The sequence below is a fragment of the Scytonema sp. PCC 10023 genome, from assembly GCF_963920835.1.
In the GTDB taxonomy this organism is placed as follows: domain Bacteria; phylum Cyanobacteriota; class Cyanobacteriia; order Cyanobacteriales; family Nostocaceae; genus Kalymmatonema.
In genome coordinates this window covers 69,804-83,670 of record NZ_CAWUDP010000045.1, presented here as the reverse complement: position 1 = coordinate 83,670, position 13,867 = coordinate 69,804, and the positions used below count along the sequence as shown (strand labels likewise).

10 protein-coding genes are annotated in these 13,867 nt (G+C 43.3%); 5 read left to right on the top strand and 5 right to left on the bottom strand.

The annotated features are described in order from the left end of the window. Nucleotides 1-217 precede the first annotated feature (217 nt). The 3 genes from ACM0OZ_RS25495 to ACM0OZ_RS25485 all read left to right on the top strand — a co-directional run bounded on the left by ACM0OZ_RS25495 (nucleotide 218) and on the right by ACM0OZ_RS25485 (nucleotide 4,636). A complete protein-coding gene (locus tag ACM0OZ_RS25495) occupies nucleotides 218-556 on the top strand; it encodes a beta/gamma crystallin-related protein (RefSeq protein ID WP_414585621.1) in 339 nt (112 codons plus the stop codon). A gap of 182 nt (nucleotides 557-738) precedes the next feature. Then, a complete protein-coding gene (locus ACM0OZ_RS25490; RefSeq protein WP_414585620.1) occupies nucleotides 739-2,958 on the top strand; it encodes a peptidase domain-containing ABC transporter in 2,220 nt (739 codons plus the stop codon). A 163-nt stretch (nucleotides 2,959-3,121) separates the two neighbouring features. Further along, on the top strand, nucleotides 3,122-4,636 hold the full coding sequence (locus tag ACM0OZ_RS25485) for an HlyD family efflux transporter periplasmic adaptor subunit (protein WP_414585619.1): 1,515 nt from the start codon (nucleotides 3,122-3,124) through the stop codon (nucleotides 4,634-4,636). 428 nt (nucleotides 4,637-5,064) lie between these two features. Here ACM0OZ_RS25485 and ACM0OZ_RS25480 read toward each other — a convergent pair whose 3' ends face one another. The 5 genes from ACM0OZ_RS25480 to ACM0OZ_RS25460 all read right to left on the bottom strand — a co-directional run bounded on the left by ACM0OZ_RS25480 (nucleotide 5,065) and on the right by ACM0OZ_RS25460 (nucleotide 11,236). Further along, complete coding sequence (locus ACM0OZ_RS25480; RefSeq protein ID WP_414585618.1) at nucleotides 5,065-7,557, bottom strand: CHASE2 domain-containing protein; 2,493 nt, start codon at nucleotides 7,555-7,557, stop codon at nucleotides 5,065-5,067. A gap of 220 nt (nucleotides 7,558-7,777) precedes the next feature. Beyond that, entirely contained in the window at nucleotides 7,778-8,122 is a 345-nt protein-coding gene (locus ACM0OZ_RS25475) for a hypothetical protein (RefSeq protein WP_414585617.1), read from the bottom strand. Nucleotides 8,123-8,251: 129 nt separating this feature from the next. Further along, nucleotides 8,252-8,575, bottom strand: a complete 324-nt coding sequence (locus tag ACM0OZ_RS25470; RefSeq protein ID WP_414585616.1) for a hypothetical protein — start codon at nucleotides 8,573-8,575, stop codon at nucleotides 8,252-8,254. A 260-nt stretch (nucleotides 8,576-8,835) separates the two neighbouring features. After that, nucleotides 8,836-10,020, bottom strand: coding sequence for a DUF1822 family protein (locus tag ACM0OZ_RS25465; protein WP_414585615.1), 1,185 nt, complete (start codon nucleotides 10,018-10,020; stop codon nucleotides 8,836-8,838). Between the two features lie 19 nt (nucleotides 10,021-10,039). Further along, entirely contained in the window at nucleotides 10,040-11,236 is a 1,197-nt protein-coding gene (locus tag ACM0OZ_RS25460; RefSeq protein WP_414585614.1) for a sigma-70 family RNA polymerase sigma factor, read from the bottom strand. Nucleotides 11,237-12,111: 875 nt separating this feature from the next. Between ACM0OZ_RS25460 and ACM0OZ_RS25455 the strand changes: the two genes are divergently transcribed. Together ACM0OZ_RS25455 and ACM0OZ_RS25450 are read left to right on the top strand one after the other, a co-directional pair. Beyond that, a complete protein-coding gene (locus ACM0OZ_RS25455) occupies nucleotides 12,112-12,444 on the top strand; it encodes a hypothetical protein (RefSeq protein ID WP_414585613.1) in 333 nt (110 codons plus the stop codon). 358 nt (nucleotides 12,445-12,802) lie between these two features. Then, the gene (locus ACM0OZ_RS25450; RefSeq protein ID WP_414585612.1) at nucleotides 12,803-13,741 is read left to right on the top strand and encodes a phosphodiester glycosidase family protein; all 939 of its coding nucleotides are present in this window, start codon (nucleotides 12,803-12,805) and stop codon (nucleotides 13,739-13,741) included. Nucleotides 13,742-13,867 lie beyond the last annotated feature (126 nt).

The window sequence follows — 13,867 nt, the reverse complement described above, 5'->3', positions numbered from 1 at the left end:
AATTAAGAATCAGAAGGCAAAGCTAAAAACCTCTGATTCCCAACAGTGAATAAACCTATCTCACTGCTACCAATTAAGAATCAGAAGGCAAAGCTAAAAACCTCTGATTCCCAACAGTGAATAAACTTATCTCACTGCTACCAATTAAGAATCAGAGGAAAGGCAAACAAGCGATTACCTTCAGTTCAAACACAATCTGAAACTCAGGAGAAAAAGAATGTCTAACATCAACAACCAAACCCAAGACCTTTACAGCATCGATGCTGTGCAAGACCTTTCCCATGAAACTGCTGCTGCTGTTTCTGGCGGTGCTGCATTGGAAGTCTACGATGACAGCGATTTTAGCAACCTGTTATTGCAGACAAACGATGGTACTCCATATGTGGGCGACGATGCAAATGACCGTATTAGCTCGATTGTAGTCAACGAGGGTCTTTGGAGATTCTACACAGATCCTCAATTTCAGGGTGATTTTGCCGATTTGGGACCAGGACTTTATCCAAATATTGGTCTAGGTATAAATGATTCAATCACATCCTTCGAGAGGATCGGGTAGGTTGAGCTAACACTTTCAACGATCCGATCTCATCTATTGTGATTCTTGAAACTTAAGTCCTCAAAACTAAAAGAGAAAAAACGCTCTCACCTTCGCTTTTAGCTGAGTAACGCTTTTTCTCCCAGTTCCAAGGGGCGAGGTTGCTTTCGCTCCTTATTTTTTCATAGATATTTAATTTTACCATGAGATATCAGGTTGTTCTCCAACACAGTGAGGAAGACTGTGGTGCTGCAAGTCTTGCCACTGTTGCCAAACACTACGGGCGCACCTTTGCCATTAGTCGGGTGCGTGAAGCAGTCGGCACCGGATCACGGGGAACCACACTACTAGGTTTGAGACGAGGAGCAGAAACTCTAGGATTCCATGCTCGTCAAGTCCAAGCCACTCCAGAACTGCTTGAAAAATTGAATGAAGTCCCAATGCCCGCCATCATTCACTGGAAAGGCTACCACTGGGTAGTATTATACGGGAAAAAGGGGAAAAAATATGTCATCTCTGACCCTGCCGTCGGCATCTTGTACCTCACCTCCAAGGAGTTAATCGCGGGTTGGAGTGATGGCGTTATGCTGCTGCTGATGCCAGACGACAGCCGCTTCTATGAGCAACCAGAAGATAAAATTGGCGGTTTTGGGCGCTTTATTGCACGTGTTATGCCATATCGCAATCTTTTGGTTCAGGCGATCGCCATCAACTTTGCCATTGGGCTTTTGTCCCTGGCCTCTCCCTTAATGATGCAACTCCTCACCGATGACGTACTCGTGCGAGGAGATACCCAACTGCTCACCACCGTGGCAATTGGAGTCATTGCCATGAACTTATTCCAAAGTACTATTGGTTTGGTACAGTCTCACCTGATTGGTCATTTTGGGCAACGCTTGCAATACGGACTTATTCTAGAATACGGACGACAACTGTTGCGCTTACCCCTATCATATTTTGAAGCACGTCGCAGTGGGGAAGTTGTTAGCCGCATTGCCGATGTTCATACCATCAATGCCCTCGTTTCCAAAATTGTCCTCGGTTTACCCAGTCAATTTTTTGTGGCTTTGGTTTCCTTGGGCTTTATGCTCTTCTATAGTTGGCAACTCACTCTAGGTTCCCTCGCCGCCTTTGTCATTGTCACTCTCGTCAACCTGCTTTTTCTCCCCGCTTTGCGCCAGAAAACCCGCAGCCTTATTGTCAAAGGCACAGAAAACCAAGGCTTTCTAGTCGAAACCTTTCGCGGTGTTCAAGTCCTCAAAACCACCCAAGCCACAGAACAAGCTTGGCAAGAGTATCAAACAAATTTTGGTCGCCTTGCTAACTTAGGCTGGACTACGATGAAGCTAGGACTTTACAGCCGCACAATTACTGGTATTCTTTCCAATTTGACGAATATTGCCTTACTCTGGTTCGGCTCGCACTTGGTGATTAATCAAACATTATCCATCGGACAACTGCTGGCGTATAACGGCATGAGTGGCAGTTTTCTTGGCTTCCTGGGGTCTGTAGTTGGGCTAATTAATGAATTTATCACTGCTCAAATTGTCGTCCAACGCCTGACAGAAGTGATAGATGCTACCCCAGAAGACGAAAATGACTTGAAAAAGCCGATTGCAGAGATAGCTGGTAACGCAGACATCACCTGCACTAACCTCAACTTCCACCATGCAGGTAGAGTTGACCTCCTGCAAGATTTTTCCCTAACTATCACAGGTGGTCAAGTCATTGCCCTGATTGGTAAATCTGGCTGTGGCAAAAGTAGCCTCGCCAAATTGATTGCTGGTTTATATTCCTCCCAGTCTGGCAATATCCGCTATGGAATGTACAATCAGCAAGACCTTTCTGTGGAATGTCTGCGACAGCAGGTGGTACTCGTGCCTCAAGAAGCTCACTTCTGGAGTCGTTCCATCATTGACAACTTCCGCTTTAGTTATCCTTTAGTTACTTTTAAACAAATTGTCGAAGCTTGCCAGATTGCTGGTGCAGATGAATTTATTAGTAAATTGCCTGACAAATATCAAACTGTTTTAGGAGAATTTGGTGCGAATCTCTCTGGCGGTCAAAAGCAAAGATTAGCCATAGCTAGGGCAATAGTCACTGACCCTCCCGTACTTATTTTAGATGAATCCACTGGTGCTCTCGACCCGGTGAGTGAAGCTCAAGTACTAGATCAACTGCTTTCCCACCGACGAGGCAAAACCACAATTATGATTAGTCACCGCCCCAGAGTCATCCAGCGAGCCGATTGGATTGTCCTGCTGGAGGAAGGACGCTTAAAAATCCAAGGCACACCAGAGGAACTGCGTCATCAAAGAGGCGACCACTTAGACTTTTTAGACGATGTTGCTCAACCAACGAATGGTTTGATGATGAAAGCTTCTATTTCTCATTCTAACGGAAAATTCCATGCAATTAGTTAAACCCATTGATGAAACTGATAACTGATATAGAAATCCTATTGGATTTTTGAAACACAGGTAAGGTGGGCACTGCCAGTCAGATCCTCCCCACTATATGAAGGTTTTAGTGGCAGTGCCCACCCTACTACTCTGATAACTGATAACTGTTAAACTAACTTGAATTATGATTAGTAACTCCAACTCAGACTTTCTGCCTCCCCCAGTTCAAGACAACGAATTTCTCCCACCAATGAGTTCCTGGGTTACTATGGGCGGACTGGTGATGGTCGGTATTTTGGGAATCAGCATCATCGTTGCTTCTGTCGCTAAATACAAAGTCACCGTTAAAGCACAAGCACTCGTCCGTCCGGCAGGTGAATTGCGGATTGTGCAAGCTGCGACTGAGGGTCAGGTTATGCACATATCCGTCAAAGAAAATCAAGTTGTCAAAAAAGGAACAGAGATTGCAACTATCGATGACTCTCGCCTGCAAACCAAAAAGAGCCAACTACAAAGCAATATCCAGCAAGCCGAGTTACAAATTGTTCAAATCAACGCTCAAATTAGTGCTCTTAATAACCAGATAGCAGCAGAAACTGACCGTACCAAGGGGGCTGTTGATTCAGCAGTCGCTGAACTCAGTCGCCGCAGTCGCGATTATCGAGACAGGCAAATTACCAGCAACAAAGATGTAGAAGAAGCCGAGGCGAACTTAAAGCAAGCCGAGGCGGAATTGCAAAAAGCACAAGCACAATTACAATCAACGCAAGCGAACTTCAAGTCAAGCCAAGCTGCGTTAAATGCAGCCAAATCAAAGCGGAACCGATATCAGAGCGTAGCCAAACAAGGAGCGCTTTCTTATAATCAATTGGAAGAAGCACAACTCGTCGTTGACCAACAATCGTCAGCTGTTGAGGTGCAACAAGCAGCAATTGAGGTACAACTTCAAGCGATTGAGCAGCAAAAACAAGCAGTTTTGGCTGCTAGAGCAAAATGGCAACGTGCTCAAGCTGCTCTTAATCCTAGTAAAGCAGAAGTGGCGATCGCCCAACAAACCATTGCCCGAGAACAAGCCACAGGAAAAGCCACTCTCGCGACACTAGACAAAGAACGCCAAGCCCTCATCCAGCAAAAGTTTGAAAAAAGTAAACAGCTAGAGCGAGATTCCCGTGAACTCCAACAAGTGATAATTGACCTCAGCCAAACTACCATAACTGCCACATCAGATGGTATAATATCAAAACTCAATCTGCGGAACCCTGGTCAAACTGTGCGTTCTGGAGAGGAAATCGCTCAAATTGTCCCCAGTAATGCACCTTTGGTAGTCAAGGCAGCAGTACCACCCCAGGAGAAAAGCAAGTTGAAACAAGGTCAAAAAGTACTTTTGCGGGTTTCTTCTTGCCCTTATACAGATTACGGCACTCTTAAAGGTGTCGTCAGCCAGATTTCTGAAGATACCATTAAACCTCAAAATAATAGTGCGACTGCAACTGCTGCTGCAACAGGTTCAAGTCAGCAGGGGGGCGCAGTTGGTACTTTCTATGAGGTGACGATTCAGCCAGAAGTTCTATCTCTTGGCAAGGGTAAAAACCAGTGTCAAATTCAGGTAGGGATGGAGGGTAGAGCTGATATTATTTCCAAAGAAGAGACTGTACTCCAATTCTTTTTGAGGAAGGCAAGATTGATTGCTGATTTGTGACCAAGAAAGAATCATCCGCTACTAATCATTCGTCAGAATATTAAACGCGTTTTCTCGTCATAAATCAAGAGTTCTCGTACAGCCGTATTGGTAGGCGTGCCCCCGAATTTATTTGTGGAGAAAAAGAAAATTTTTCCACCTCGCAAATCCCCCGGATTCCCCTTGTGGGGATATCCTCGCGCTGCGGTTCTGCGTTCTGCATTCTTCTTAAGTTGTTAAATATTCCAGTTAGCGTCTTCACTACCAGAGATAAGGACAAAAGATCAGGTTTGTTTACTCACCTTGCTTGTCTAAGCACAAACCTCTCTACTGATTACAGCTATTTTCAGCTCATTGAACCACAGATTTTGTAGGGGCACGGGATTGCCGTGCCCTACCCCGTGGTTTATTTACTTGAAAACCGCTGTAATTGGTATGCCCTGATATTTTTATTCACGTAAAGAGTGGGTAGCAGTGGAAAATTCTCGACGGCGTTGGATAAACAATATAACAACACCACTTGCAACCACAGCAAAAGTTGAGGGAATAAATGGTAACCATACCCCTTGTTTTAAAATGGCGATGTTCCCAGAGGGAGCTGCCCAAAGGGCGATGGGCAAAGCCCCGCCAAGGGCGAACGCACAAACTCCATATAAAATGATAACTGTCGCAAATATGGCGCATCCCTTATCGAGTAGCGATGCTCCCAAAGGGAGCCGCGCAGAGCGCGAACGCATACGCCAAACAATCAAACCACACACACTCGACCATCCCCATATCCAAACAATATCGCCCCAGAAAGGCAAAACCCCAAGAATTGGACGTTCGTCTAAAACTGCACTCAGAATTTGGCTGACCATTTGCGCTTGTATAAATATGCCTGGTATTTCCTGGTAAGGTTGCTGTGCAGCAGAGTAGGGAGTTGACCAAGTATCGCTGATAGTGTTAGCTGTCACCCCAATGAGAACTACCTTATCTTTGAGCCAATCAGAGTTAACTTTATCACTCAATATATCTTCAAGAGAAACTCTTTGGTAATCTACATCACGATAATTAATAAGTATTTGAATTCCGCCTAAATCAACTCCTTGTTGATAGCCACCACTCCGACCAGGCTTTAAGCGTTTAAATACTTTAGAACCAAACTGTACATAATCTTCATTTAAATCAGGTTGAATATTTTCGTAAGATAAATAACGAGCAGCCAATTGCAACGAAAGTGAGTAAGGCGTTGTACAAGGAGACGAAGGCTCTTGTCGCATCATCAAAATTTGGCGACGGACGATACCATCTGGATCTTGGATTGCATCGGTAAAACCCTGACGTTCTTCAGGTACTTCTTTCGGAGGTTTAACACCTTGAGGATCGTGTTTACGATCTCTGCCTTTACAGACAACTACCACATTTTCTTTGCTCAGTTCAGTAGCAAGTTGTATCGGCTTTGACTTATTTGGGGGGTCAGCAAAATCTCTATAAATATCCAATCCAATGACTCGCGGTTGATACTTTTGTAATTTGTTGAGTAATTGAGCTAACGTACTATCAGAAATCGATTTCAGTCCTTGAATCATCTTTTGTCGGGGTTGAATATCTTTTTCAGTGATTTCAACAACGAGCAATCTTGGATCTAAGTCTTCCTTTGGTCGCAGGAGTAGCATTTGGTCAAAGGTTTGCAGTTCAGCTTTCTCAAAAACCCCCAAATATCTCAGACCTATTGTTGAAAGAGTCACAATAACACTACTAAGTAGTACAGTCCAAAGTTTGCACTTTGGAGTCGAAATTCTGCTTTTGGTCTTTGGGGTCGAAATTCTGCTCTTTGTCGAAACTTCGCCGCGAGTCTCAATGTCATCCCAACCACCGCGCAGTTCTTGCCAAGTTACCGGAACAGTTGTAGGATTTTGGCAGATGACTGGTAACCAACTAGCACAAGGGAAGTCATTCTCCAATCCCTGAAGTCTTTCCCGCGCTTCTCGCACAGCCAGATAAAATGGCTTCCCACCCGCAAAGGCGACAAGAAAGTTTTTCAAAAACTCCTGTGCGACTAAATCTGGCACCCCTTCCCGCATCACAATCATTTGGGGAATGTTCAAATCAGCCAAATTTCGCGCCAAACCAATGCCATCACAGGAGTTGAAAATTGCCAGTTTTAAACCGCGTGTAATTGCTGTTTTCAGTGCATTTTTCAACTGGGAAATTGTTAAACTCTCTGTCTGATTGATGTAAATTTCGCCGATATCCCCATCTGCAATACTAGCGCTATGTCCTGCAAAAAACAGAATATCCCAATCCTGATTCCACAGTTGCTCGTCAAGTTCTTTCCGTGTTGGTTCGACAAGAAACGTAGTTTGAGTATCTGTTAAACCTTGCAACAAAGAACGGTCTTTATCAATATCAATACCAAAACTGTTACCGAGAATCGCTAAAATCTTGACTCTATCTGTGGTAGATTTTCGCACTAGCTGAAGAGATGCATACTCATGATTGCTCAAAGCTAATTCTGCTAGAGGGTAATGCTCAAAAAAATCCCACAGATGCCAAGGTAACCGATATAGTAAAGTTATATTTGTTTCAATAATAACTCTAATTTCATCATCTCGACTGAGTAGAGTTCTTAACTGTCGTTCAATATTCTGGAAGGATTCAGATTTCAACCAAGCATTGATATGTGCTTGTAACTGATGACACACATCATCGAAGTCATTCACAGAAATATTGGTTATGTCTTGTGAATGTACTTTTATACGTTGATTGCTCCCCAAACGTTGATGCACAGCTTCGTACAGTAACTGCCACCTTCTGTAGAGTTCGGAAAGTTCTGGTACTGCTGGCAGACTCCCTGTTATTTTAAATAATTGGTTATTGTGCCAAAGTTGAGCCGTGACAACAGGAAATCCTTGATTTAAGTCTCCTCCCAACAAGCTGAAGACGACTAGCTTACTCATTTGTTGTTTGGTAGTTGTGAGTTGTGAGTCCAGCACTGCGGGAGGGTTTCCCTCCGCAGGTGACTGGCGAACCCGAAGGGTTAGTTGTCATTTGTCCAGCAGCCATTTGTCATTAACGCTCTGACGCTCTGACTAATGAACGCCACTTGCCTCGCTGCGGACAAACATGTTTTTGCATGCATTGGGATGCTCCCAATAAGGGTAATGCTGTTATTGCAAGTTAGATGTGGAACAGCTTAGCTGTTTTCAGTGCATTCTTAAATTGGGAAATTGTTAAACTCTCTGTCTGATTGATGTAAATTTCGCCGATATCCCCATCTGCAATACTAGCGCTATGTCCTGCAAAAAACAGAATATCCCAATCCTGATTCCACAGTTGCTCGTCAAGTTCTTTCCGTGTTGGTTCGACAAGAAACGTAGTTTGAGTATCTGTTAAACCTTGCAACAAAGAGCGGTCTTTATCAATATCAATACCAAAACTGTTACCGAGAATCGCTAAAATCTTGACTCTATCTGTGGTAAATTTTAGCACTACCTGAGGAGATGCATATTCATGATTGCTCAAAGCTAATTCTGCTAGAGGGTAATGCTCAAAAAAATCCCACAGATGCCAAGGTAACCGATGCAGTAAAGTTATATTTGTTTCAATAATAACTCTAATTTCATCATCACGATTGAGTAGAGTTCTTAACTGTCATTCAATATTTTGGAAGGATTCAGATTTCAACCAAGCATTGATATGTGCTTGTAACTGATGGCACACTTCCTCGAAGTCATTTACAGAAATATTAGTAATATCTTGTGAATGCACTTTTATACGTTGATTGGTGCCCAAACGTTGATGGACAGCTTCGTAGAGTAACTTCCATCTTCTGTAGAGTTCGCAAAGTTCTGGTACTGCTGGTAGACTCCCTGTTATTTTAAATAATTGGTTATGATGCCAAAGTTGAGCCGTGACAACAGGAAATCCTTGATTTAAGTCTCCTCCCAACAAGCTGAAGACAACTAGCTTACTCATTTGTTGTTTGGTAGTTGTGAGTTGTGAGTCCAGCACTGCGGGAGGGTTTCCCTCCGCAGGTGACTGGCGAACCCGAAGGGTTAGTTGTCATTTGTCCAAGAGCCATATGGTAATTGGGATGCTGAAGAGTCAACAAGCTAAGACTCTCTAGAATCCCTACCCATACCCGCTCGTGTTAGTCACGGTAGTTCAGTTGTAATTAACGCTCTGACCAATGACTAATGACTAATGACTAATGACTAATAACTAATAACTAATGACTAAATAACGAAATTTTCTGTTATCTGGTAACTATCAAAAGCAACTTGGATGCTAAAATATTCTCCTACTTCTCCATCAAAGCGTTTCAATTGTATGTAATTATCTTGTTCTCTTGCTTGCACTTCCTGAATGATTTCCTCTGACTCTAAAAGCAAAGCTAATTTGATATTAACAGGTAAATAAAGTTCTCCATTGGCAGGATGAAGTTGCACGCGAATACTAACTTGTTGGCTAGACTCTGGTATCAAGGCAACTAATAGCACGACTTTTTGAGACTCTATTTCCATTCCCAAGTCAATGAGCTTGGCTCGTTTGATACTACCAACACCTAACCCAGAGCTACTCCTAAAATTAAAAGCTAGACTGCTAGAATTTGGCTCAAAAAATGACTCTATTGCTTGCCAAGCACTATCATATATACCTTCCAGCCAACGACTGAGATTTACTTGCACTTGGGAAGATTGTGTCTGCTGCCGTTTTTGATACAAGCGCTGCCGCCACTGCTCATTCTCTAGTAGCGCACCCCAAGTTGTAAATGGCACTGCCAATCTAGAGAAACGAAAAGAGGCATTGCCTAACCGTTGCACAAGATTTTCTGCTTGCTCGGTGGATAATTGTGGTAAAGGAGCTACACCCGCTTTCATCTCTTCTCCTTTGCAAAATTGATAGCTCAAAGAGAAAGCATTGAGGTCTTTTGTTAAATGCCGTGCATCTATACAATAAGTCCTATCCACTGAGTCATAGTGAGCCAGAGATTTCAGTTCGGTATGGGTTGTGTAACCCCAAATTCGTACCCACTCCCCATCCGGTTTGACTTGCACTGCTAAATAATAGTCTGCTGCCCAACTAGGAATATCTACCCATTCCTGAGGGACTTCTAACTCGCTATCATCAATTGCCTCACTGGGGAGCAACACGACTCGCCTCCCCTCTAACAAAATTGCTGTGCCATTGACAAATTCCCAAAAAGCTGGCGTACCAGGGAAACTGTACCAAACACTCGCGCTGGGAAAATCTTCAGTTGAGATCCAATCTAAGAAGGCATAAAGACAAATTTGATTTATGTAAGCGCACCAACGACTGCTAGGCGTGGCATAAACCTGGCTTTGCTGCCAGGATTGCGCCTGAATTGTTGGTGATATTTCTAACAACCATTCTCTTGGATCTGCAAACGCGCAAGTCATTTTTACTACCTTGTGAAAATTACGGATTTATGTTATACTCACCATACTGATTTCTCAACCATTCTTCCAAAGCAAGACTCATATCTTTAATTTGGTTGGAATTAACAGAAATATTCAAATCCTGGCTCCACTTAACAAGTGCTGCAAGCATTGATTCTCTACCTTTAACCAGTCTGCGAGACACCGTAGGCTGACTCCAGAGCAACTGTTGCATAATCTGCTGCTGAGTGAGTCCGTGTTGGTAGTAAAGCTTAAGTGCTTCTTGGGTTTGTACATCCAGCGTCTGTAAAGCTTTTAACAATACAGCAGACATCTGAGATATTTGGTTTTGTCGATTTTGGACATCCTCTTGGGCTATCATATCAGCCATTAGTGAGTCAGAGGATGGGTCTGGTAAATCAAACGTTACTGTAGTATCATCATCTTGCTTGAAAGCATTTAGAGATTTAACAGGTGGAAACAGATAAGCACGCACGTAGAGAGCTGTTTGCGTTAACCACTGTTCAATTGTCTGTGCGTTGCATTGCCCAGTAGATTGAGTGAGTTGGCTTTGTTGTTCGCGGTTGTAGAGGTTGGCAATAGCTTCCCAGAGTTGACGATTCGGTTCTGGTAATTTACTGGTACCTCCAGATTGCTTCTGGACATACAATTCTTTGAAACAAGTCCAGGCTAAGCGATATTGGGCAATTGCGCTTTGTGATAATCCAGCTTGCTCAAGAGCTTCTAGGAGCAGCTTTTTGCTCACTTTGCGTAACAATGCCCAGTTGGTGCAAAAATCAGCTTCCTTACGTTGGCGTAAAATATCTTTCAGCCGACTGGAAATTGCCATAATGGCGTAGGTTTTTAAACTACAGCATTTTTCCGGATTGAAGTCTTTAAGAATTGTTTCGACTTCAGCGATCGCCATTTGGAAGTAATCAGCAAGCTGGTATTGGCTAAGAGTAAATTTAGTAACTGTTTTTGAAGCAACCCAGTAACATGGTTCTTGTAAATAAGCTAACAAATGCATTCTGGCAAGGTTATGAGACTGAGTTTGCCAGTGCTTATGCCAGTAAAGCGCCCAAAAGTTTTCTGATTTAAGTGCTGATGACGAACGCTCCAAGTGATTTTGGATATTTCTATACAGTTTGGGATCAGTCAACCATTTGCTGAATCTACCTCTTTCCAACTGCACGAATGTTGAGAACATATCCGTAATTTCTTGGCGAGGACGCATAAGCAATTAAAAGTATAAATTGAGCGGGACTGAAGCAACTATTACCTAATAATAAGCCACAGGCATAAACGCTTCTGCGGCTTATCGCAAGACATCGCTTACCTGAGCATGGAATCGAATGGCGCACATTTGTTATTTCTTAATGTTTATAGAAGATACCGTTTCATACCCATACTAATTGTGACTTTTACCATAAAATGACCCAAATTGTGAACCATAAAATGACCAGCTGTGACTTAAAGGAAAAGATTGCCGTTTTTTAAAGTAAAAGCTTGCCGAATTGAGAGCCTGACTAGCTTTACGGTAAATCTACACTCTCCAAAAACGTGAAAAATGCACCAAAGCCTTACGCAGTATAGGATGAACGTCGATTTGATCACGAACCAAAAATGGCGATCGCTCTGATGCTAGTCATCAAACTCTTGTACAGAGGGCATTTTTCTCTATCTATTGTTTGGACTCACGGCAAGCTTTAACTTAAATTTCTGAACTCACGGCAAATTTATTATTTAATCTAACTCGGCAAGCAGTTCATCACCAATTGAAACAATAGGACTTTCAGCCTCTACTGCGGCAAGCTTATCCTTTAATTTTCGGCAATCTTTTCCTTTAAGTCACACCAGCTACGGCACTCAGGGGAGTGTCAAGCCAAAAACCCGGTTATCATAACCGGGTTTTTAATAGTAGTGGGGTTATATCCCCTGCGGCTCGTATAGAAGTTCAGTTATAAATGAGTCAACTAATAATATCTACAACCAGAGGTTTATCTGTTCCGGAAAATTGCAACTTTTTTTCTCGCAATAGATTATATACGCGTAATATGCAGTTCTTGGTAATTAGCGCTAAATTAATGCTAGGTGTTTGAGGATATATTTATGCGTCGGATTTCAGTAGCCACTCTCGTCCTCCTAGTGCTCAGCGTAGTATTTTCCACTGCAACACGCGCTTCTGAGCAACAACCCTTAACCACTTTGGTTATGCGCGATCGCGTGATTACCATCCATAATAGTCCAAAGGGGCTATCATACACAGTCAAAGCTCAAGACGGTACTGTCTTGGATGCTCAACTGAGCGATGCTCAACTACAAGCGAAATATCCTGAGGTGTACGACAATGTTCGTCCAGCAATGGCAGGTAGCGAAAAAACGGGTGGCAGAATGATTTGGGGTGGAACTCAGCACGTTCCATCTGATGTTTTACCCAAATAGCCCATAACACAAGTTCTTCGTGGATCAAAAAGCTCAGTTGCTTTCTTGCTACTGGGCTTTATTGCATTTGAAAAACTCCTGACACAACAACAAAGTCAATTTGAGATTGACGATTCTTAATCACAAAGTAGACTGGGTAGAGAACTCTTCATTATTGTGTCAATTTGTAACTGAGAAATTGGCATTAAAACAGTGAACAGTGATCAGGCGTATGGTGTGGTTGTACTGACACCAACGCTTTCTGTGCTCTTGGTGTGTGGTGTTTCCCCCGGAGGATGAAACTGATAACTGATAACTGATAACTGGTAACTGTTAAAGGTGCACTATCGCCAAAGAAAAGCTGTACTTCCATCAAGCAATGCATTATAGATACAAAGTTTACACACGGCGATTGTTGCTAGCTACTGGGATCGGTCTACTGGCTTTAGTATTATCACCACTGATGTTCTACGGTTGGCGGTGTTTGCTACGTCCCTCTCGGACGGATATGGAGCAAGTCTTGTTTCGTGGAATTGTGTACAAACGTCATGCTCTCTCGACACCACGCCCAGCAATGCTCCATATCGTCACGATTGACTTAAAAACATCAGGAATTAAGCCACTCGTTACTCCAGGAGCACCAAAACCAAGCGATAGAGAAACGAGCGCACGGAAAACGTCTGATTTTCTTAAAGAATTTAAGCTGCAATTGGCAATTAATGCCAGCTATTTCCATCATTTCCACGAAAAATCCCCTTGGGACTACTATCCTCACAGTGGTGATCCTTCATATCCTATAGGCGAGGCTATTTCCAATGGAAATCGTTATTCGGCACCTGAAGCAAATAGACCCGTGTTGTGCTTTTCAGCCCAAAATCGTGTTCAAATCTTGAAAACTGAGAAGTGTCCTGAGGGGACAGCTCATGGTGTTGCAGGTGACCAGATTTTGGTTGATGGCGGTCAGGCGATCGCACAAGTACCCGCCCAAGGGGCGAACGATAATAACTCAGCTGATGATAAGCCGTACCCGCGTGTTGCAGCTGCGGTCAATCGGGAAGGTACAAAACTGTGGCTGATTGCGGTAGACGGGAAGCAACCACTTTACAGCGAAGGAATCACAATTGCTGAATTGAGAAAAATTGTCACGGATCTGGGTGTTTATGCGGCACTCAACTTGGATGGAGGCGGTTCAACGACGCTGGTGATGTCAACAAATCAGGGCTCAAGGGTGTTAAATGCTCCAATACATACAAGAATACCGATGCGCGAGCGTCCTGTTGGCAACCATTTGGGATTTTATGCCTCACCACAAGAGTAAAGTTACTTGTACGCAGTTTAAGAAATTATCGGCTGCTAAGCTGTCTGCTGCCTGATTTGTACCAAGGCACAAAACCCGTCACAGGGTAAGAATTATCGATAACCGTACTTTAACGGACGGACACCA